This window comes from Candidatus Cloacimonas acidaminovorans str. Evry, assembly GCF_000146065.2.
Taxonomy (GTDB): domain Bacteria; phylum Cloacimonadota; class Cloacimonadia; order Cloacimonadales; family Cloacimonadaceae; genus Cloacimonas; species Cloacimonas acidaminivorans.
The window spans coordinates 835,859-856,307 of sequence record NC_020449.1; the positions used below are offsets into that span (position 1 = coordinate 835,859).

General features: G+C 37.3%; 16 protein-coding genes. 2 read left to right on the plus strand and 14 right to left on the minus strand.

The window, feature by feature from the left end; all coding sequences use genetic code 11:
• Positions 1 to 693: 693 nt before the first annotated feature.
• From CLOAM_RS03475 to CLOAM_RS03515, 10 genes are all read right to left on the minus strand, one after another.
• Positions 694 to 1,326: a phosphotransferase gene (locus CLOAM_RS03475; RefSeq protein ID WP_044278894.1), complete on the minus strand. Its 633-nt coding sequence runs from the start codon at positions 1,324 to 1,326 to the stop codon at positions 694 to 696.
• Entirely contained in the window at positions 1,319 to 2,134 is an 816-nt protein-coding gene (locus CLOAM_RS03480; protein ID WP_232502705.1) for an SMP-30/gluconolactonase/LRE family protein, read from the minus strand. The genes CLOAM_RS03475 and CLOAM_RS03480 overlap by 8 nt, the downstream gene beginning before the upstream one ends.
• Positions 2,131 to 3,540, minus strand: a complete 1,410-nt coding sequence (cysS, locus tag CLOAM_RS03485) for a cysteine--tRNA ligase (protein WP_015424476.1) — start codon at positions 3,538 to 3,540, stop codon at positions 2,131 to 2,133. Before cysS ends, CLOAM_RS03480 begins: the two co-directional genes overlap by 4 nt.
• A 10-nt stretch (positions 3,541 to 3,550) precedes the next feature.
• Positions 3,551 to 7,387 carry a type IX secretion system sortase PorU gene (gene porU / locus CLOAM_RS03490; RefSeq protein ID WP_015424477.1) on the minus strand — a complete coding sequence of 1,279 codons (3,837 nt, stop codon included), beginning with the start codon at positions 7,385 to 7,387 and terminating at the stop codon, positions 3,551 to 3,553.
• Complete coding sequence (locus CLOAM_RS09810) at positions 7,384 to 7,536, minus strand: hypothetical protein (protein WP_015424478.1); 153 nt, start codon at positions 7,534 to 7,536, stop codon at positions 7,384 to 7,386. Before CLOAM_RS09810 ends, porU begins: the two co-directional genes overlap by 4 nt.
• Positions 7,537 to 7,548: 12 nt before the next feature.
• Complete coding sequence (locus CLOAM_RS03495) at positions 7,549 to 8,013, minus strand: 23S rRNA (pseudouridine(1915)-N(3))-methyltransferase RlmH (protein WP_015424479.1); 465 nt, start codon at positions 8,011 to 8,013, stop codon at positions 7,549 to 7,551.
• A gap of 8 nt (positions 8,014 to 8,021) precedes the next feature.
• A complete protein-coding gene (locus CLOAM_RS03500; RefSeq protein WP_015424480.1) occupies positions 8,022 to 8,921 on the minus strand; it encodes a phosphate acyltransferase in 900 nt (299 codons plus the stop codon).
• 74 nt (positions 8,922 to 8,995) lie between these two features.
• Positions 8,996 to 9,874, minus strand: coding sequence for a sigma-70 family RNA polymerase sigma factor (locus CLOAM_RS03505; RefSeq protein WP_015424481.1), 879 nt, complete (start codon positions 9,872 to 9,874; stop codon positions 8,996 to 8,998).
• A gap of 10 nt (positions 9,875 to 9,884) precedes the next feature.
• Positions 9,885 to 11,093 carry a LysM peptidoglycan-binding domain-containing protein gene (locus tag CLOAM_RS03510; RefSeq protein WP_015424482.1) on the minus strand — a complete coding sequence of 403 codons (1,209 nt, stop codon included), beginning with the start codon at positions 11,091 to 11,093 and terminating at the stop codon, positions 9,885 to 9,887.
• The gene (locus CLOAM_RS03515; RefSeq protein ID WP_015424483.1) at positions 11,074 to 11,343 is read right to left on the minus strand and encodes an acylphosphatase; all 270 of its coding nucleotides are present in this window, start codon (positions 11,341 to 11,343) and stop codon (positions 11,074 to 11,076) included. Before CLOAM_RS03515 ends, CLOAM_RS03510 begins: the two co-directional genes overlap by 20 nt.
• A 180-nt stretch (positions 11,344 to 11,523) precedes the next feature.
• On the opposite strand from CLOAM_RS03515, the gene CLOAM_RS03520 reads away from it, so the two are divergent.
• Positions 11,524 to 13,245: a Na/Pi cotransporter family protein gene (locus CLOAM_RS03520; RefSeq protein ID WP_015424484.1), complete on the plus strand. Its 1,722-nt coding sequence runs from the start codon at positions 11,524 to 11,526 to the stop codon at positions 13,243 to 13,245.
• Here the strand turns inward: CLOAM_RS03520 and CLOAM_RS03525 are convergent.
• The 4 genes from CLOAM_RS03525 to CLOAM_RS03540 form a co-directional block, all read right to left on the minus strand.
• On the minus strand, positions 13,242 to 14,210 hold the full coding sequence (locus CLOAM_RS03525) for a KpsF/GutQ family sugar-phosphate isomerase (protein ID WP_015424485.1): 969 nt from the start codon (positions 14,208 to 14,210) through the stop codon (positions 13,242 to 13,244). The two genes, CLOAM_RS03520 and CLOAM_RS03525, sit on opposite strands and share 4 nt — an antisense overlap.
• A complete protein-coding gene (gene thrS, locus CLOAM_RS03530) occupies positions 14,207 to 16,108 on the minus strand; it encodes a threonine--tRNA ligase (RefSeq protein WP_015424486.1) in 1,902 nt (633 codons plus the stop codon). The genes CLOAM_RS03525 and thrS overlap by 4 nt, the downstream gene beginning before the upstream one ends.
• A 593-nt stretch (positions 16,109 to 16,701) precedes the next feature.
• Positions 16,702 to 18,765, minus strand: a complete 2,064-nt coding sequence (locus tag CLOAM_RS03535) for a heavy metal translocating P-type ATPase (protein WP_015424487.1) — start codon at positions 18,763 to 18,765, stop codon at positions 16,702 to 16,704.
• The gene (locus CLOAM_RS03540; RefSeq protein ID WP_015424488.1) at positions 18,766 to 19,119 is read right to left on the minus strand and encodes an ArsR/SmtB family transcription factor; all 354 of its coding nucleotides are present in this window, start codon (positions 19,117 to 19,119) and stop codon (positions 18,766 to 18,768) included. It lies immediately after the preceding gene.
• Positions 19,120 to 19,899: 780 nt separating this feature from the next.
• On the opposite strand from CLOAM_RS03540, the gene CLOAM_RS03550 reads away from it, so the two are divergent.
• Positions 19,900 to 20,448, plus strand: coding sequence for a hypothetical protein (locus tag CLOAM_RS03550; RefSeq protein ID WP_044278895.1), 549 nt, complete (start codon positions 19,900 to 19,902; stop codon positions 20,446 to 20,448).
• Position 20,449: the final 1 nt, after the last annotated feature.

Sequence of the window (20,449 nt, forward strand, 5' to 3'; positions counted from 1 at the left end):
ATGTAGAATGTAGAATTAAAGAGGGTTGAGAGGGTTGAGAGGGTTGAGATGCCCTCTGCTCTTAACCCTCTTCTCTTAGCTCTATGCCCTTTACAAAAAGCTCTGACGGGCATTTTAGAATCTCCACCTTATAAATCATCTTAACTTTCACCATCTTTTTACCCTGAAACGGAATTCGGCAAAATAACCTTCTGAAGGTTACTGAAAAAATTTCAATAATCCAAGCTAATTATCTATCTTGCTATATATTAGCACGATAAAATGTCCTTCTTTTTCCCTTCCTTATTCCGAAACTCATAACTATCCACAAATTAGTGCTTTCCTAATAGACCCCGTAACGACTCCCTAACGACTCCGTAACACTTCCCTAACACTTCCCTAATTTTCGTTACAGGATTGCTACAAAATTGTTAAAGGGCTATTAATTTGTCCAGAAAGGATAAATCCCTCTGGATTCAACTAACAAAAGCCAGCCGAATTCAATTCGGAATAATGAATAAGGAGGATAATGTTTTGGCAACTTCCAATTTACCAAAGAGTCCGCAACACTTTGAAAAAAAGCGTTCTTTTTGTCTACACCAAATAATACATTCGGTTTTTACAAAATTGAAATTAGGCAAATACAGAATACATAATTATCTTTAGAAACCTTCAGTTTCTATGATAAAGAGGAAATTGCTATCCCATTTTATGTTAGGAATTGATAAGCTCTTCAAGTTCTGCCAGCCATTTACGGTTAGCTGATTGAATTGCTATTGGCTGTTTGCCGGAATGTTTGCCGAAATTTTTCCGGCGGTTATCAAATAGGCATATATTTTCCTGCAAAGAGGTCATCCAGCGTTCGCTATTTAATTGCAGAATAGAAAGATAGATATTGAGAAAGAGGGTAACTGAACTCCGGAAAAATTCACCGGGAAAATCGGCAGCCCAAAACAATAAAAGATGGGTAATATCCTTTTCCGGATAGGCAAATTCACTTTCGGCAAAGTCAATAAAATAATACTTTCCCTGGCAGAAAAGAATGTTTTTAGGCGCATTATCTATATGGCATAAGCACTTATCGTTTTGGAGGGTAGCCCAATGAAAGTTGGCAATAGTTTCAGCAAGAAGAGCAGGTTGGAAATTTTTTAATTCATCAAGATAGGGGATACCCGTTATTTTTTCCATTTTTATCCAGTAGGGTTCTGTATAATCCAGCAGTTTTGGCAACATCGGCAAATTTAATTGATAGGCGAAAAGTTCTGCCTGAAAGTGTTTATAGCTACTGAAGTATTTAATAACACAATCAGATAGAACAAAAACAGAGCTGAATTTATTCTTATTCAAGCTGGAGACGAATAATCTGATTATCGCTGAAAAGAGGGACAATCAACTGATTTGCTGGAAGATAGTAAAAAATATCCGCTGCATCTGTAATATTTTTGTAAGTAGGCAGATAGCGATTTTGTTCCTGCGGAATTTCAAAAATCATATCCTGACCCCAACTGGTGATATAAATTCTGCCCAAATCATCAATCGCAATGCCGTCCAGGTAATCATAAATAGTATCCTTAAAAATGCTGATGCGGTTATCTAAAGTGCTGACAGACAGAATGGGACTTTTTTCCTTAAAGCAAACCACAAACATCTGATCTCTGGGCATATCATAAACGATGCCGTTGGGTTTTTTCAGCAGAGGCGAAGTCAACTTTTGTATTTTATTAGCCATAGGGTCTATCACATACACACAGTCCCCACCAGTATCCGTAGTGTAAATAATTCCTGTTTTGGTAAAAGCGAGGTCGTTTAGCATAACAGCTCCGGGAATTTTGAGGGTATCTATGATTACCGCTTTTTCCGGATCAACAATTTTGATAGCGGTTTTATCTGCCACATACAGTTTTCCGGAATGAATGATAATCCCTCGTGGTTCTTCCAGTCCTTCATCCAAAAAGGGAGAATATTGTTCATCCAAACTTAAGGCAATGATACTTTTACCTAAAGTATTGGAGATGAGAAAACGGTTTCCAACCTCATCAAAAGCAATACTTTCGGGTCCGTTTAACGGGTCTTTCCTGCTCAGCAAAATCAAAGTGATAATTGCAGCTACTAAAACCAGCAGGATAAGAATAAGATATAAGGTTTTAGCTTTCATTTTTTCTCCTTTAAAGTCCATTTAACTCCTTCGGGAGTGTCCTTGATTTCAATTCCCAACTGAGCAAGGTCATTCCTGATTTTATCGGCAAGAGCCCAATCTTTTTTGTCTCTTGCTTCCTTACGATAAGATAATATAAGACAAATAAGGTCTTTAGACAAATCCGGCATTTTCTGTTTCAATTTTGCTTCCAGATTTTGGAAAAACCCCAGAACAGAACCCAATTCCACCATTTTTATGGCAGCGGAAATTCGGTCTGCCATAGTTGCAGAGGTATTTTTTACCTTCCGATTCAGTTCAAATAAAAGAGAAATGGCTTTAGCAGTATTAAAATCATCATCCATAGCCAAAATAAATTCCTGTTCCAGATTTTGCAGTTCTTGCGCTGTTCCGCAAACAGTTGGACGCCTGTTTTCCGCATTTTCCGGATAATTGATTTCGGCAAGAGAACTATACAAATTGGCAACAGCGCGCTGTGATTCTTCCATTAACTCACGGCTAAAATCAATGGGACTGCGATAATGCTTGGAAAGAAAGAAAAATCTGATTGATTCGGCATCATATTCAGCCAAAATATCACGGGCGGTAAAGAAATTTTTCAAGCTCTTGCTCATTTTTTCCCCGTCCACATTTAAGAAACCATTATGCATCCAGTAATTGGCTAAGGGCTTTCCACTATAAGCCATTGCCTGGGCAAGTTCGTTTTCATGGTGCGGGAAAATGAGGTCTATTCCTCCACAATGAATATCAAATGTCTCACCAAGATATTTTTGACTCATAACTACACATTCCGTATGCCAACCGGGACGTCCCTTTCCCCAGGGACTTTCCCAAACCGGTTCTCCAGGTTTGCCTTTTTTCCATAAAGTAAAATCTGCGGGATGCCGTTTGTTATAATTTTCCATAACTCTTGCACCTGCCAGCTGTTCTTCCGTTTTTTTACCTGAAAGACAGCCGTAGGAAGGCAAATTTTCCGTAGCGAAATAGACATCCCCTTCCACTTCATAAGCATAACCTTTCTTTTCCAGTTCAGCAATAAAGGCAATTATATCATCCATTACTTCCGTTGCTTTAGGTTGATAGGTTGGCGGTTTAATTCCCAAAGCGGAAGTATCATCCAGAAAAGCACGGGTATATTTTTCCGCAACCAAAGTGAAACTAATATTTTCTTCATTTGCCTGAGCAATGATTTTATCGTCTATATCGGTAATATTTTGAACATAAGTAACTTCGTAACCGCGATAGGTAAAATAGCGACGAACTACATCAAAAAAAATAAAAGCGCGCGCATTACCAATATGGAAGTAATTATAAACAGTAGGACCACAAGCATAAATGCCGACTTTTCCAGGAGTTATGGGCTGGAATTCTTCTTTTTTACGGGTTTGAGTGTTGTAAAGTAACATTCTATTATACCTATTTATAGATTACCATTTTTTCGGTTTTTTCCACCTTTTTGCCATTGGCTGAACGGGCTTGAACTTTTACAAAATAAGTGTTATTAGCTAAAGTATCGCCTTTATCATCACGACCGTTAAAATAGACCTTATTAAATCCCTGTTTGCCATAAATCTTATTATTGGCAATGCGTTTGCCGCGAATAGTGTAAATTCCGATATTTACTTCGGCATCCAGAGAAAGCATAAAGGTTATATAACCATCTTTGGAAATAGGATTAGGATAGATCAGTAAATTTTCAATAGCCAGTTCGGAACTCTTTTTAGCCACAAAGGTGGTGGTTGCCACGGCAGGCATATTAAAATTATCAAAGGCAATAAGTTGAATTGTATGCATTCCTTCACTTAGGTCCTTCAGCGGATAAATCAAAGTTCCCGTTGTGCAGGAATTTTTATCGTAATTAAAATATTCCGTAATTGCTGTGGGCTGTAAAGAATTATCAATTACCAGAAGAATATTATGCCCCGAAGAACCGGTAATATTAATGCCGTTGGAATCGGAAATATCTGCATATAAGGTGGTATTTGTGCCAACTATATCCCCAGGACGGAAATCCTTGGAACCGAGATAAATGTTAATTTGCGGAACATCAGGATTGGCAACATCCACTGCTTCATCGCTTAACTGCAAAGGATAATAGTAATTAGAATAGTCCTTTTTACCTGTTTCATCCCATAAATAAGCCACAATAAGTCCTGTGGAACCACCGATAATATCATCCGGCACAATGAAGGAAGAATTATAATGAGAAGAAGAAACTTCACTGCTTCCCCGATAGAATTGATTTCCCATTTTAGTAACATTAGTAGCCGGACCAAGAGAATATGCTCTTTTAGAATCAAATGTTTTTATTTCCGTTATACCGGAAAGATTTGAATTAGCGAACGAACCGTAAATAACAGCTGTCTCACGCGAATGTAAAATATCTTCATCAGTGGAAGTTACAACCAGCATAGTGCTGTCCCGTTCCGGTGGAACAACTCTAATTACAGGATCCCCAAAAAGAATATACATTTCATTATTAGTCGCACCACCAGTATAACGAAATTTACCTTCCATAATACAATAACCCAAAGGATTACGATTATGAGATAAGCTTTCCAATACATATTTAAGCAATATTGAGCTGTTGTCAGCAAAACTTTTGCGGGTAGCCGAAAAAGAAGCTATGGCTCCTTGATTATTCAGTAAAACTACTTTTTGGGCTAAACAATCAAAACCCCAATAATCAAATTGAGAAACCTCGCAGGCAGCGGCAATAAAGAAAGTTAGTTTACCTTCATTGGCAAATCTTCCCATATCGGTAGCTCCGTTCATATAGTCCTCGGCTCCGAGTTTATCATACGAACCATGCCCTGTATAATGCATAAGCAATCTACCTTCATTGATGGCTTTGAATAAATCATCCCTGGCTTTGGGCTTATTTTGAAATTCATCATATTCATATTCCATAGCAAAAATCTTATCTACCAGGTTACTGGGATGCACATCATTGCTGTTGCTTTCAGCAAATTGGGTAAGAACATACTCGTAATTCGTATCCCCGTTTGTAAGGTCATCTGCTATAAATACCATAGAGTTACGCCACCAACCCGGAGTTGGATTAAGAGTATAATTGGTAAAATTCTGCAACATAATGTTTAGCTCATTGGTGTTTTTAACAGGATACCTTCCTATAGCCAGTTCCGGATAATAACTGGTGTTAAACATTCCGAAATAATCATCAGAAACAATATAACTTCCCTGCCAAACAATCAGTTTATTTTTAGGAGCGGAAAAGCCGGAAAAATTCCGCCAGTCCATAGTGCCAATACCTAACAAAGTTAAAGAGGTAATGCGGGGTGCAGGTAAATTAAAATAATAATACTTTAATGCCAAACGGATAGCTGCAGGGTCTATATGTCCACCATTAAATTGATTATAAATATCATCTACCAAAATGACCTTACTGCTAATTTGATAGATTTCCCTATATTTATTAGCAAGTTCCTGCGCCTGTTGTAAAAATTCTGCAGGTGCCACTATTATATTATCAAACTGACCGCTCTCATAGGTTAAATCATTGGGTTGAACTAATTGTATTACAGAAGGTCTATATGCTTCTCCTGGTTTCAGCATAAAGTAAAATGTCTTGCTGTTACCATCGGCAATAATACAATTATCGGCAACAGGGATTAAATCTACACTGTAAAGATTATTGATCCGAAAAACAAGGGTATTGCTGAGGTCTCCACTCAAATTGAACTTACAAATAGTGGGAAGCATAGAGTTTTTATGGAAAAATTGTTTTTGAGCATTGCCTTTATTTAAATTTTGCTGATAGCTAAAGCGATAATAATCAAAATAAAGGTTATCTTTACTATTGCGGAATACTCTTATTTTAAGAGTATTTATGCCATTAACCAGATTACTTATAGGACGATCAATATAAAAATAATTCGTTCCTGTCCAGGTAAAATCCAAAGTATGTAAATCCTGATTATTATAAACAGGCATTCCATTTACCGATATTTGAATTTTATGAACTGTTCCTTCTCCAACTGATTCCTGGCATAAACGAAGCTGAATTTTTTGATCATTACTACCAGAGACATCAGAGAGTTCCGTAGTAAGTATATAATCCGTTGTGTTATTACCAAAAAAGGTTTCACTAAACCAGGTAAAACCATATTTTTCTCTGCGATGGGTTTCTGTTTCTATTTGTTTGATAACAGGAGTAGAAGTTAAAGAAAAATCATAAGTGCTTGGAGAAGAATCAGTTTGAATTCTTAAAGGATTTCCACTGAAGCTACCTCCGAAAGTTAGCCAGAAAACCTGATTTTGTGAATAGGGATTGTAATATAGGGGATCGGATTGAACTTCCTCATTCTGCTCATATCCATCCCGGAAACTGCCATAAAACAAAATGTAATCCTGTTCGTTAAAACTGTGGTCTGCTTCTCCTGAAATATAAATAGGAATTTCCTTGAACTCGGCTCCGTTATTATTTATATTGTTACCTAAGACCTTGCCGGAAGTGCTGAAAATACGAATAGTAGTAGGATCAATATCATTTAAAGGCAAACTGCCAAGGTCGGAATAATTAATTCTATAAATACCAGGACGATTAGTTTCTATTCTCATCCACCAGTTACTTAAACCAAAGGGAGCATAATTTATTACGGGACGAGGATTACTACGCCAGTTTTTTGCCTGCTGGGAATTGATTAGTTGCGCCAAAAGAAGGTCTGCTCCTTTGTCGCTTTCTTCCAAACTGCGAAAATTGGTCTGACCTGAAATGTTAATTTTGATAGTAGCTTTGGTAGTTACAACAAGATTTTTATTGCCATCGTAAACAAAAGGATGAAGCGTTACCGGCACAAAATGATAACCCCGGAAGTTTGTTTCCGGAAGCTGAATAATAAATTCTCCTCTTTGGGGTTGATATGCTTCGGGAGAGATATTGTAGAGGTAATAATCTACTTCTTCACCGCTTTTTATTTCGGGAATAGGTATAAGTTTGGATTCCAAAATAATGGTAGTTGTATTACTATTCAGAACTGAACAATTGATAGAGCCATTGGGAGGAATACCTACTTTAAATTCAGTGTATGGAATGGAAGGTGTTCCGGGAATACTGTTGTGTCCCATATTTTCAGCTATGATGCGACTAAATTCACCTTCCGCAGTAATTTTGAAGGGTTCTATAGTATATTCCACCAATAATTCGGTTTCTGAACTGCGGATAAGGGTTATTTTGGCATTCAGAAAAGCAAGGGAAAAAACAAGAATAACCGCCAGAAAAAAGCGTTTCAAGGTTTCTCCTTAGGTCTGAATAAATGCTCCAAAGCATATATCAGCAGATAAAACACTGCCATAAAGATAAATATCCCCAGCATACCCTGAACCAATATTCCCAGGGCAAGCGTTATATTTTCTATAGTAGAGACAAGTAACAGTAACATTATTTCCTCTTTTTATTTATGATAGTTGCGGTTATTAATTATAGTTAAAGCACGGTAAATCTGTTCACACAAAATAAGACGAACCAACCTGTGCGTAAAAGTAAATTTGGATAAAGATAAAATACTGTTTGCCCGTTGGCGGATAGATTTATCTACACCAAAAACACCACCTGTTATAAAGACCACATTCTTTCTCTCAGATAAGCTAATCAAAAAATCGGCAAATTCAAGGGAATTTTTTTGTTCACCTTGTTCATCCAACAGAATAACATAATCCTCAGGTTTGATATATTTTAGGATAGTAGATGCTTCTTTGGCTTTCACGCTTTCTGCATTACCTGAATGTTTGATGCTTTCATCGGGCAATTCAATAATGTCAAATTTGGCAAAGGCAGAAATCCTTTTCCGGTATTCCGAGATACCTTCCAGTAACCATTTATCCTTTGTTTTGCCAATTTGCAGAAGGGTTAATTTCACTGTTTTGTTCAGGACATTGTAGCTAAGGCAAGTGCCATACACAGCATTTTAGTTTCGCCTGAATCTGCCCGAGAGGGTATCAAAATAGGCACTTTAGTTCCGATAGTTACATGAGCAATTTTATAGTGACAATAGTAGGTAAGCATTTTGCCATGCACATTTCCCGTTTCAATATTAGGGAAAACCAAAATATCTGCTGCTCCTGCAACTTCGGAAGTGAGACCTTTTATGCGTGCAGCTTCTTTATCCACTGCATTATCAAAAGCTAAGGGACCTTCTATGACGCAACCGGGAATTTGACCCCTTTCATTCATTTTAGCAATCAAAGCCGCATCAATGGTAGCGGGCATTTTGGGATTGACCGTTTCTATAGCGCAAATCATAGCTACTTTAGGTTTGGGATTTCCTAAGGCATGAGCAACCTGCACAGCGTTTTTAACGATAGCTATTTTCTCATTCAGTTCGGGCAGGATATTAATTCCGCCGTCAGTTTGAATTTTTAGTCCTTCCGGATGTTCATAAACAAAAACATCAGAAATTACCTCGCTTACTTTCAAGCCCTTTTCCTTATCCAATGCAGCTTTTAGGATAACAGAGGATTCCATTTTCCCTTTTAATATGAGGTCACCTTTTTCTTCTTTGGCTAAAGCAACGGCAGTTTCAGCTGCTTTTCTTAAATCACTGCCGGTATCAATAATTGCAAAGGCGTTTACCAGGTCGGGAGCTTTCTGTTGTATCAGACGAATAATTTCTTGTTTATCACCAACCAGGATACTTTCACATAAGCCCTCTTTTTTTGCCATAACACCTGCTTCTATGGCAGATTCAATTTGGGCTCCGGCAATAATAGCAGTTCCTTTACGGTTTTGTTTTACATAGCTTAGCAATTCGGCAAAATTCTTAAACATACTGATATATCTCCTCTTTTTTAGTTAAAATGAAAAAATTATCTGCCATAACTGGGTAGAAAGAAAACAGGTGCTTAATAATGATACTTTTCCAGAAACCTATCTACAAATTCATCTTCTTCGGGTTTTATTTCCCGCATAATTTTCTTTAAAGCTTCCTTTTGAATTTGGCGAACTCTTTCTCTGGATAACCCTAATTTTTCAGCTATTTGGGCAAAGTTTCGGGATTCGTGGGATTCATTTAAGCCAAAATAATTCCGGATAATTTCTGCTTCACGGGCATCCAATTTACTGATCGCATTCTGAATTTTTTCCTGCATTCTTTCCTGATAGTATAAACTTTGGGGGTCTAAGGTATCTTTATCTTCCAGCAGGTCTTTAGCCGTAAAATCCTGGCTATCTGAAGTAGTAATAATATCATCAAAAGAGCTTGTTTCCGGTAACTTGTTTTGCAGTTGTTCTATGGTTTTTTCGGCAATATTCATTTTTTCGCTTAGTTCATCGGGGGTAGCTATTTTTCCTGTTTCCGTAAAATATCTGTCTTGAGTAAGTTTAACTCTGTGAGCTGCGCTGGATTTTCCCATTGGAACGCGAATAAGAGAACTTTTTTCGCTAACGGCAAGCATTATTCTCTGTTTTATCCACCAGATAGCATAGGAAATAAGCTTAATATCTTTATCGGGATCAAATTTTTCTATAGCTTTAATCAGCCCTATATTGCCTTCGCTGATTAGTTCCGAAAGGGATAAACCCCGATTTTGATAACGTGAGGCAATTTTAACTACAAATTTCAGATTAGCCTGGATTAACTTGTTCATTGCATCCATATCCCCGTTTTTAGCTTTAATAGCAAGGTCGTGTTCTTCCTCACGGGAAAGGGTTTTGAACTTGGAAATCTCGTTCAGATAATTTTGCAATGCTTTATCCGCAAAAACACTTTCTTTATTGCTCATTTTTTATTCCTTAGGGTAAAGGAAGAACTTTACGGGGGTTAATGGCTTTACCTTTCAAACGGTATTCAAAATGTAAATGAGTGCCTTGAGCATTGCCGGTTGAACCAACTGTACCAATTTGTTGACTTTGCTTTACTACATCATTCACATTTACCAGATTTTTCTCGTTATGAGCATAAACAGTCATCACAAAATCGGGATGTTCAATAACAATTACATTACCATAAGAACCTTGAACTCCCGAATAAACAACTGTGCCATCTAAAACAGCATAAATTGGTGTGCCGGCTTTAGCACCTAAATCAATTCCTTTATGAGGACGACCATTGCGCAAGCCATATTCGGAAATAACTTTTCCTTCCACGGGCATAATTAAATCAGTGCGGATTTTTTCCCTTTTCATAATCTCTTCTTCAGTTAGAACTTCCGGAGGAGTAGTTATTTCCGGACGCGGTTTACCAGAAAGATATAATTTCTGTCCTACTTTAATATCTGGAGAAGTTAAATTATTCAATTGCATCAGTTCTTCAACAGTCATTCCATTATTGGTGGCAATTCTGTAAAGTGTGTCTTTTTTTTGGACTACATAGACCCTTTCAATCAGCACTGTATCATTTTTGGCAGGAACCGTAGAGACGACAGGATTGGATTCTGTAATTATTTCTTCAGGAACAATTTTGGTTTCGGGTAATTCGGCAGGATTTTTAATCACCAGTTTATCACCTGGGTGAATAGGAATTGAGCTATTGGCAAGGTTATTCCAAGCAAGAAGCTCTCCTAATGTTATATTATGGTTTACAGCTATACGATAGAGGTTATCACCGGCTTTAACAGTGTAATAATAATCCGCGGGAATTTTATTGGTAGGTGAGAGGGAAGGATTAGTTTCTGCACCTGGCAAAGCGGAAATCTGTGGGGAAGAAGTCCCTCCTGAAATTTCCGGAGTAACAGGTTTGGTAACTGGAACGGGAGCAACCGGTTTAATTGGTTCCGTATCTTTCTTCACGATTAATTTTTGACCGATGGAAAGATTGTTATCGGATAAGTTATTAAGCCGTTTCAATTCATCCACAGTTGTGCCATACCGCTTACTTAGAGAATACAGGGTATCTCCTTTTTTTATTATATGTATCTGGTCCTCCGCAGATAAACCCAAAGGTAAAATTAGCATAATCTGCATTATAACCAGCCAAAGTAATCTATCTAATTTCAAAGTCATTATATTTTTCTACGCTATCCAGTTTATAAATTTGCAGTTCTTTCACTTTAGCATATTTGGTTCCTTGCGAAACGATCTGATGAAAGGTCTGCAAAGTGTGTTCTTCTGCCTGGGCAACGATTTTAACCGTGCCATCCCACTGGTTTTGAACATAACCTTTAATTCCAAGTTCGGAAGCAATTTTCCATATATAATAACGGAATCCTACTCCCTGAACTCTGCCGTTTGCATAAAGTTCCCAAGTAGGCATATATCACACCTTTAGATTATTTGTTCTGCATAAATTTTATGCCCGAATTTGTCAAGTATTCGTTTTCTACCATTTTTGAAAAGGTGATATTTTTCCTTATATCAAGCAAAAATATACTTGACCATAACAGCGATGTTAAAAATATAAAGACATTATGGTTAAAAGGATTGTAATAATTGGATGAACTTATTGCATATCATTAACTTAGTAGGTGGCTTGGCACTTTTTCTTTTCGGCATCAATAAAATGAGCGATAGTTTACAAGCAGTTGCCGGTTCGGAAATGCGTCGGATTTTGAAAGTGCTGATTAATACACCTTTAAAAGGGGTCTTAGTGGGTTTGGGTGTAACTGCCCTAATTCAAAGTAGTTCTGCTACTACGGTGATGATGATAGGATTAGTTAATACCGGAATTATGACTTTGAATCAGGCAGTAGGTGTAGTTATGGGAGCCAATATTGGAACCACGATTACAGCTCAGTTAATTGCATTCAATATAGGGCAGTATGCTTTTTTATTTGTTATTTTAGGGGTAATCTTACTTTTCATCCGCAAAAGCAGAGCAATGGAACATTGGAGTCAGATTCTTATTGGTTTTGGCTTGTTGTTTGTAGGGTTAAATGTGATGGCGGAGTCAGTTATTCCTTTACAAAATTCGGAAGTGGCACGGAATTTAATGATCAAATTGGCTACCAATCCCATTTTGAGCATTTTAGTGGGAACGGCATTCACGATGTTAATTCAAAGTTCTTCTGCCTCCATAGGAATTGTTATGGTATTGGCATCAACAGGTCTGATACCATTTGAAGGGGCTTTATATCTTGTTTTTGGAGATAATATCGGCACAACGATAACTGCCTGGTTGGCAGCATTAAGTAGCAGTAATACAGCAAAACGGGTGGCTATGGTGCATACTCTTTTCAATGTATTTGGCACCATTATTTTCGGCACTTTAACTTATTTGGGGATTTATACTCTTTTTATCAATTGGATTACTCCGGGAAATGTTTATGCCGGACAAAATATGGCGCGTCATATTGCTAATGGACATACGATGTTCAATGTGATTAATACGATATTATTTTTACCTTTTGCCAATCAGTTGGCTAAGCTGGCAACTAAAATTATTCCTCCGGATAAAGTGGAAACCATTTCTTTAGGTGAACCTAAGCATTTGAATTACACAATTATCAGCAATTCCGACCTGGCAATAAACCAGTCCATCAAAGAAATGCGCGAAATGCTACGTTTGGTTAGAATGGAACTTATGCTTGCCTATCAGGCATTTAAGGAAAAGGATTATAAAAAACAGATGCGGGTTTCCCGAATTGAAAAAGCAATTGATAATCTGCAAAGAGAAATAACTCTTTATCTGGTAGCAGTGAATGAAAAAACCAATGCGGAAGATATTATTCATAAAATTCCGGCACTTCTGCATACCGTAAACGATATTGAAAAAATCGGTGATTTTACCGAAGAAATAAACAAAATCCTGAACGAACAGATAATAGCTAAAAAGCATCATCTTTCTCCTAAGTTTATTTCCATAATTGATGAATTACATTCCAAACTGCTGTATATGTTGGATTTATCTATTGACTACCTGGTAGAGCTGAAAGAAGATTATATCTATAAGATAATTGAAATGGAAGGACGCATCAATGAGACACATCATCACCTGCGTGAGGAAATTCTTTCTCAGGTTCAAAATGGAAAATGCAATGCAGCAGGGGGCTTAAATACCATTGATTATATTGATGAAGTGGAAGAAATTGCCGATAAACTGAAGAATTTGGTAAAAGCAGGAACTCATAATTTTGTTTATAATCGTAATTTTGTGAAAGAACCTGAGGAAGAAGAAGAAAAAACGGAAAACGATAAAGAATTAACCGATGTCTTTTAAATAACGCCAGCTGTTATCAAATCGTGCATATGTAACATTCCTACAGGGACATTATTTTCATCCACTACAGGAATCATCGTTATTTTATAGGTCTCCATCAAATTTAATGCTTCAACAGCCAAAACCTCAGGTTTCAAGGTTTTAGGATTGGCTGTCATACAGTCCTTTGCCGTATAGCTTAAAAGAGAATTACCTTTATTGTGCAGTTGTCTTCTTAAATCACCATCGGTTATCATTCCGGTCAATTTTCCATCTTTATTGGTAACTGCGGTACAGCCAAGTTTTTTGGAAGTCATTTCCATTATGGCTTCGGACATTTTTGCCTTTTCTTCAATAACCGGAAGTTCCTTTCCACTGTGCATTAAATCGGAAACTCTTAAAAGCAGTTTTTTACCGATTGTACCGCCAGGATGGAACTTTGCCAAATCCTTCAGCTGGAAGTTTTTATGTTTCAGTAAGGCAATAGCTAAGGCATCTCCTACAGCAAGAGCTACAGTTGTGGAAGCAGTAGGGACCAATCCTAAGGGTTCCAGTTCTTTAGGAATATGACAATTGAGTACTACATCGGAATTTTTTGCCAGTTGTGAATTTGGCTCTCCGGTTATAGCTATTATAGGAACATAATTGAATTTTAAAAAAGGAATCAAATTTATCAGTTCCTGTGTATTTCCGCTATTGGAAACAGCAATTACTACATCACCGGATTCAATCATACCTAAATCGCCATGAATACCTTCAGCGGCGTGTAAAAAAATGGAAGTTGTACCTGTGGAAGCTAAAGTAGCGCTAATTTTGCGGGCAATAATACCGGTTTTTCCCATTCCGGTTAAGACCACTTTTCCTTTACACTTGCAAAGAAGGTCAAAAGCTTTTTCCAAGGATTCTTTACTAAGTTGTTTTGCTACTTTTTGAATAGCGGTTGCTTCTTTAGCAAGTTCTTCCTGAACGGTTTCGTAAATATTCATAATTCTTTTCTCAAGATAGCAATTGCTGCTTCCAAATTCATAGCGCCAAGATCGCCAACAGTATGTTGACGTAAAGTGACCTGATTATTATTTTCTTCATTTTTTCCGAGAATACACATAAAAGGAATTTTATTCTTTTCCGCAGAACGAATTTTGTAACCCATTTTTTCACTGCGTGAATCCAATTCACAACGAAAACCTTGTTCCAGTAATTGTTCTTCAATTTTGCGGGCATAGTTCAACTGAGCATCGGTTATAGGAATCAGCATTATTTGGACAGGAGCAAGCCAAAGCGGTAAATTACCGCTGTGATATTCCAGTAAAGTAGCAAAAAATCGCTCTACAGAACCCAAAACAGCTCTGTGAATCATATAAGGTCTATGCGCAGAATTATCCGCACCAATATAAGTCATATCAAATCTTTCGGGTTCATTAAAATCAAATTGAATGGTAGTACATTGCCAAGCTCTGCCCAAAGCATCTTTAATTTTAATATCTATTTTAGGTCCGTAAAAAGCACCACCGCCTTCATCAACTTTATATTCCAAACCCAATTTTTGTAAAGAATTAGCCAAAGAAGCGGTTGCTTTATCCCAATCCTCTTTTTCTCCAACACAATCATCCGGTTTAGTGGCAAGATAAATTAAAAATTCCTTAAAACCGAATGCCTTCAACATATCCAGAGAGAAAACAATCAATTTATCTACTTCCATATCCATCTGTTCCGGAGTGCAAATTATATGGGCATCATCTTGAGTGAAACCACGAACCCTCATTAGACCATGTAAAACACCACTTCGTTCATATCTGTAAACAGTTCCCAGTTCTGCCAGGCGGATAGGAAGTTCTCTATAGCTGTGTAAGCTGGAATTATAAATGCTAATATGAAAAGGACAATTCATCGGTTTGATGTAATAATCCTGACCTTCAATATCCATTTTGCTATACATATTTTCTTTATAGAAATCCAAATGACCGCTGGTTTCCCATAAATTAGCGCGTCCCAAATGAGGAGTATAAACCAATTGATAGCCCTTTTTCAGGTGCTGTTCTTTCCAGTATGTTTCAATTAAATGACGCACCATAGCTCCTTTGGGATGCCATAAAACCAAACCGGGTCCAACTTCATCGCTTATGGAGAAAAGTTCCAGGTCTTTGCCCAGTTTTCTATGATCGCGTTTACTTGCCTCTTCCAGGAAGTGAAGATAGTCCGTAAGCTCTTTTTCCGTAGGAAAACTGATTCCATATATCCGTTTCAGCATTTTGTTTTTTTCATCGCCACGCCAGTATGCACCCGAAGTTCTTAATAACTTTATGGCTTTAATTTTTCCGGTATCGGGAAGATGAGGTCCGCGACAAAGGTCAATAAAATCACCTTGACGGTAGGAACTGATGATTTCTCCTTCCGGAATATCTTCCAGAAGTTCCAGTTTGTATGTTTCGTTCATCTCGCTAAAAAGCTTTATTGCTTCTTCTTTGCTTAATTCTGTTCTGTAATAGGGAAGGGCTTGTGTGCTTAATTCTTGCATTTTTGCTTCAATTTTTTGCAAGTCCTCTTCCGTAAAGGGTTCGTCTCTATCAAAATCATAATAAAAACCCTGTTCAATAGCAGGACCGATGGCAATTTTCACTTCAGGAAACAATTGTTTCACTGCCTGAGCCATTAAATGAGCCGTACTGTGCCAATAAACCTCTTTTCCTTTTTCTGTATGGAAGGTATGAATAACTACTGTAGCATCCGTATCTATAGGATAGTTTATATCTACCATTTTGTTATTAACTTCTGCACAAATTGCCTCTTCTGCAAGTTTGGGACTAATATCTTCGGCAATTTTTAAAGCTGTAACAGGAGCTGAATATTCTCGTATACTGCCATCTGGCAAGGTAATCTTGATCATTTATATCTCCATCATATAATTCTTTGCACAATAATAACCTTATTTTCCATAAATAATATTCTGTCAAGCTGATTAAAGGGATTTTACTTTTACCAAGAGAAAAAGAGAAAGGAGATTGGATTTTACAAAGCAATTATTTAAGGTGTTGATGGAAGACGCTATTCCTCCACCAAAAGAAAAAAATGCGTAGCTTCAGCAAGCTCTTACTACACAATCATCACAGCTATAAAAAGTTTTCCCTCTTTATATAATTTGTGATCACGATGCAGATCCCAAAAGTTAACCTTCATCGCTTTGCGTGATAACTGCCAGCGTAGTTGTTAATCAGCTAAAAATTATCAGGTGTAAGTTATTTCCGATTTTGTTGTTCTCTTGAATCAGTAATGATCAAGTAACAACCAAGTAACAATTCCCTAACGGAACTACGGAAGTGTTACGGAAGTGTTACGGAGTCGTTACTGAATGTTCTAAATATCAATAAGTTAGCTATCAACATTTAAGGGAGGAAGAAAAAGGACATATTATAGATTTTATCTCTTGTATATCAATGGATTAGGGAATATTAAATCAAATAAGAATGGTTGATAAAGATGTCAACCATCCGGGTTTTTCATCATTCTTAAGGAATTGAAAATAACCAGTAAAGTGACACCTACATCGGCAATTATTGCTTCCCAGAGCTGAGCCAAACCGGCAATTCCCAAAATCATCACCAGCATTTTAATGCTTAAAGCCAGGAAAATATTCTGCCAGACCATTTTATTGGTTTCTTTAGAAATGCCGAAAGCGTTTTTTAATTGTTCAGGTTTATCGTTCAGTAAAACCACATCGGCTGTTTCAATAGATGCCTGAGCGCCAATTTTTCCCATTGCGATTCCCACATCTGCTCTGGCTAAAACAGGTGCATCATTAAGACCATCACCGCAATAGGCAACCATATCCTGGCTGGAATTAATAATCTCTTCCAGTTTGGTTAATTTACTTTCCGGGGTTAAAGCAGCATAAAAGCTATCCAAACCCAATTCTTTGGCAACTTTTTCAACTTTGGGAATGCGGTCTCCGGATAGAACGCTCAAGTGTTTTACGCCCTTTTGTTTAAGCTCTGTTAGCACTTCTTTCATTCCTGGTTTCAATTCATCTACAAAACTGATACAGCCCAAATAAATATCATTTTTAACGGTGTGAACTACGCTGTAATCGCCTGCATCAAGCAAATTTAGAAAACCGAAGGATTCTAAAAAGACCTCACTTCCGCAAAGATAACGGTCTTGATTATAAACCAGCAAAATTCCCTTTCCGGGAAATTCGGAAAAGGCATCTACCTTGGAGGGCTCAAATTTGTAAGAAAATGCCTTTTTAACCGCCTTCGCAAAAGGATGTGAGGAAGTCCATTCGCAAAGCCAGGTACTTAGTTTCAGTTCTTCCTGGTCAATATCCGGAACTGTTTTTATTTCGGCAATACTCAATTCACCGGTGGTTAAGGTTCCAGTTTTATCAAAAATTAGGGTTTTAACTCTGCTAAGTAAATCCAAATAAATGCTCCCCTTGAAAATGATACCCGATTTTGCGGACTTACCTATTCCTATATAATAAGTTAAAGGTATGGAAATGACTAAGGCACAAGGACAAGAAACAACCAGAAAAATTAGGGCACGCTGTAACCAGATTTTGTAGGCGTAACCCAAAAGGGATGGAATAACAAAAACCAGAATTGCAGCTAAAACCACAGCAGGTGTATAATATTTAGCAAAACGGGTCATAAACTTTTCGGTATCTGACTTTTTGGCACTGGCATTTTCAATTAGTTTTATAATGCGGGAAACCATACTTTCCGCTTCACTATTTTGCACTTGAATTTCCAGAATTCCGCTGCCATTCAAAAATCCAGCAAAAACAGAGGACTTTGGTTCTACAAAAACAGGAATTGCTTCTCCCGTTAAAGTTGATGTATCAACCGTTGATTCTCCTTTTATAACAACCCCGTCCAAAGGAATTCTTTCACCTGCATAAACCAGAATAATCTGGTTTTTTTGAATGGTATTCAGCTTGCGGTCTTCAACCCCATTTTCCGTTTTCAGATGTGCTTTTTCGGGTTTTAATGCCAGAAGCGCTTGCAAATTTTTCCGGCTTTTGGCAATAGCTCCGCTTTCCAAATATAATCCTATTTCATATAAAATCATAACTGCCGATGCCTCAATCAGTTCACCTAAATATAAAGCTCCTGCTGTAGCTAAAGTCATCAAAAAATTCTCGGTAAATATTTGGCGGGATGCTATTTCCTTCACTGCTTTTCTAATAACCCTGTGACCGGCAATAAGATAGGCAATTAACCCTAAAATAAGAGAAAAAGGACTGCTTAAAAACAAACTGAAAGTCAGCACCAAAATAGCTACAATAATAAACCACGGCTTTTTTTTCGTCCTTTCCTGTTCCCAACCTGCCAGAGTAAATTGGACATCAGGATCAATCTTGCTCGCTATGGCATTTAAGCGTTTTAGAGGATTATCTACCTTTTCAATGTATTCAATGGTGAGATGTTTATTAATAAAATCCAAATTGGCACTTTCTACTTCCTCCAAATTGTTGATTTCAGCTTCTATTTTAGCGCCACAATCGGGACAATCAAGATTGTGAACATCATACTCTTCAATAACCATTTACCGCTCCTGTAAATGCTCCAGCGCTACTTTAAAAATGCTGTTTATATGTTCATCATCCAGAGAATAATAGGTTGTAGTGCCTTCTTTGCGATATTTCACTAGACGATGCAAACGCAATAATTTAAGCTGATGCGAAATTGCCGATTGCTGCATTTGAACCAACAGGGCTAAATCCGCTACACACAATTCGTGTCTGGAAAGATAATACAATATTTTCAAACGGGTTCCATCCCCGAAAACCTTGAAAAAATCAGCCATTTTTAGGATGGTTGCATCTTCCGGAATATGTGTTTTTATATCTTCCATTTCCTCTACGGAAATGCTTTTACATAAACAGTTTTGCCTTTTCATTTCAGCTCCTTTATGAATATATGTTCATATATTGATAAACCCGGTTCTCTGTCAAGAAAAATCTTCGCAGGAAAAATGGGTTGGCAACTTCCTATTTGCCAAGGAGTTCGTAGCACTCAGAAAAATAAATGCCTTCTATTTATGGCGCAACATAAGTCAGGAACCAAAATGCTAAATTTGATTCTCTTTTCTCCAAGGTTAAAACCTATCGTTAATTTCTGCCGTTCCTTTGTCCTATCTGCTCAGGTAGAAATCCAGAAACAAACAATGTAGCCATATTTTTCCGCCGGGTTAAAACCCGTCGTTAATATCTGTCGTTCCTACGGAACTCGTTCTCAAAAAAAGAGATATGCTTTATCCTATTATCTTTTCGCCGGGTTAAAACCTGGCGTTAATATCTGTCGTTCCTACGGAACTCGTTCTCAGAAAAAGAGATAATCTGTATCCTATTATCCTTTCGCCGGGTTAAAACCCGTCGTTAATATCTGTCGTTCCTACGGAACTTTTTTTCAGCAAACCTCATACTCTTCACCATTCACCTTTCACTATTCACCGTTCACTATTCACTATTCACCTTCGCGGAATATTTTTCCTTAAAATCCTACCCATAATGTTTCTTATGATTAAGCTAACTTAATGCCAGTTAGATAATTAGGAAAACTCGGAAAACAAATCTTGACAGAATTAGGAATTAATAACATAAAGAACCAAATTGTTTTGAGACGCTATGAAATGAAGTTAATTTGCCTTACTGCATACAGTTGCGCTAAAAGGAAGAAAATGCATTTATTAAACCGAATGGTTATCTGCACTTTAACACTTTTTAGTTTTGCTTGCGCTAATATTCCAAAAAGCAGAACAGAAGAGGAAAAAAGAATTATCCTTCCGGAAGGGGAAACTTCTGCAAATTGTATTACCGTGGAAGAATTAGAATCTTTTTCTTTTAATACGCTGGAGTGTATTCAAGCATTTTTAGCGGGGGACTGGTTTACCCGTTTTGAAAAAAGTAGCAGACCGCTTATTTTTCTATGTCCTCCTGAAACAGAACCTGCTTTCCGGGAACAAGGCAAAAATTTTATAGGGTTATTTTGTGCCGACATACTGCAAACACAAGCTGTTAATCTCGTTGTTTGTGATTCAGTTTTCACTTTATCGGAAAATCGGGAAAAAATATTGCAATTGGTAAAAAAAAGTGGTGCAGATTTCTTTTTACAAAGTATAATTGCAATGGAAGAAGGAATTCCCCTACTGAAATTGAATCTCTATAATGTTCAGAACTTGGCAATTGTTTATAATGATACCCGCAGTTTATTATTAATAAAGATATAAA

Bases quoted from the DNA above. Each gene is read 5' to 3' on its own strand.
- CLOAM_RS03515 (WP_015424483.1), bottom strand. From the start codon at position 11,343: ATGCCTACTTGGGAACTTTATGCAAACGGCAGAGTTCAGGGAGTAGGA.
- CLOAM_RS09810 (WP_015424478.1), bottom strand. From the start codon at position 7,536: ATGTTACTGTTACTTGTCTCTACTATAGAAAATATAACGCTTGCCCTG.
- CLOAM_RS03540 (WP_015424488.1), bottom strand. From the start codon at position 19,119: ATGAAAAGGCAAAACTGTTTATGTAAAAGCATTTCCGTAGAGGAAATG.
- cysS (WP_015424476.1), bottom strand. From the start codon at position 3,540: ATGTTACTTTACAACACTCAAACCCGTAAAAAAGAAGAATTCCAGCCC.
- CLOAM_RS03505 (WP_015424481.1), bottom strand. From the start codon at position 9,874: ATGAGCAATAAAGAAAGTGTTTTTGCGGATAAAGCATTGCAAAATTAT.
- CLOAM_RS03500 (WP_015424480.1), bottom strand. From the start codon at position 8,921: ATGTTTAAGAATTTTGCCGAATTGCTAAGCTATGTAAAACAAAACCGT.
- CLOAM_RS03480 (WP_232502705.1), bottom strand. From the start codon at position 2,134: ATGAAAGCTAAAACCTTATATCTTATTCTTATCCTGCTGGTTTTAGTA.
- CLOAM_RS03550 (WP_044278895.1), top strand. From the start codon at position 19,900: ATGCATTTATTAAACCGAATGGTTATCTGCACTTTAACACTTTTTAGT.
- CLOAM_RS03510 (WP_015424482.1), bottom strand. From the start codon at position 11,093: ATGACTTTGAAATTAGATAGATTACTTTGGCTGGTTATAATGCAGATT.
- CLOAM_RS03520 (WP_015424484.1), top strand. From the start codon at position 11,524: ATGAACTTATTGCATATCATTAACTTAGTAGGTGGCTTGGCACTTTTT.
- CLOAM_RS03535 (WP_015424487.1), bottom strand. From the start codon at position 18,765: ATGGTTATTGAAGAGTATGATGTTCACAATCTTGATTGTCCCGATTGT.
- CLOAM_RS03525 (WP_015424485.1), bottom strand. From the start codon at position 14,210: ATGAATATTTACGAAACCGTTCAGGAAGAACTTGCTAAAGAAGCAACC.
- thrS (WP_015424486.1), bottom strand. From the start codon at position 16,108: ATGATCAAGATTACCTTGCCAGATGGCAGTATACGAGAATATTCAGCT.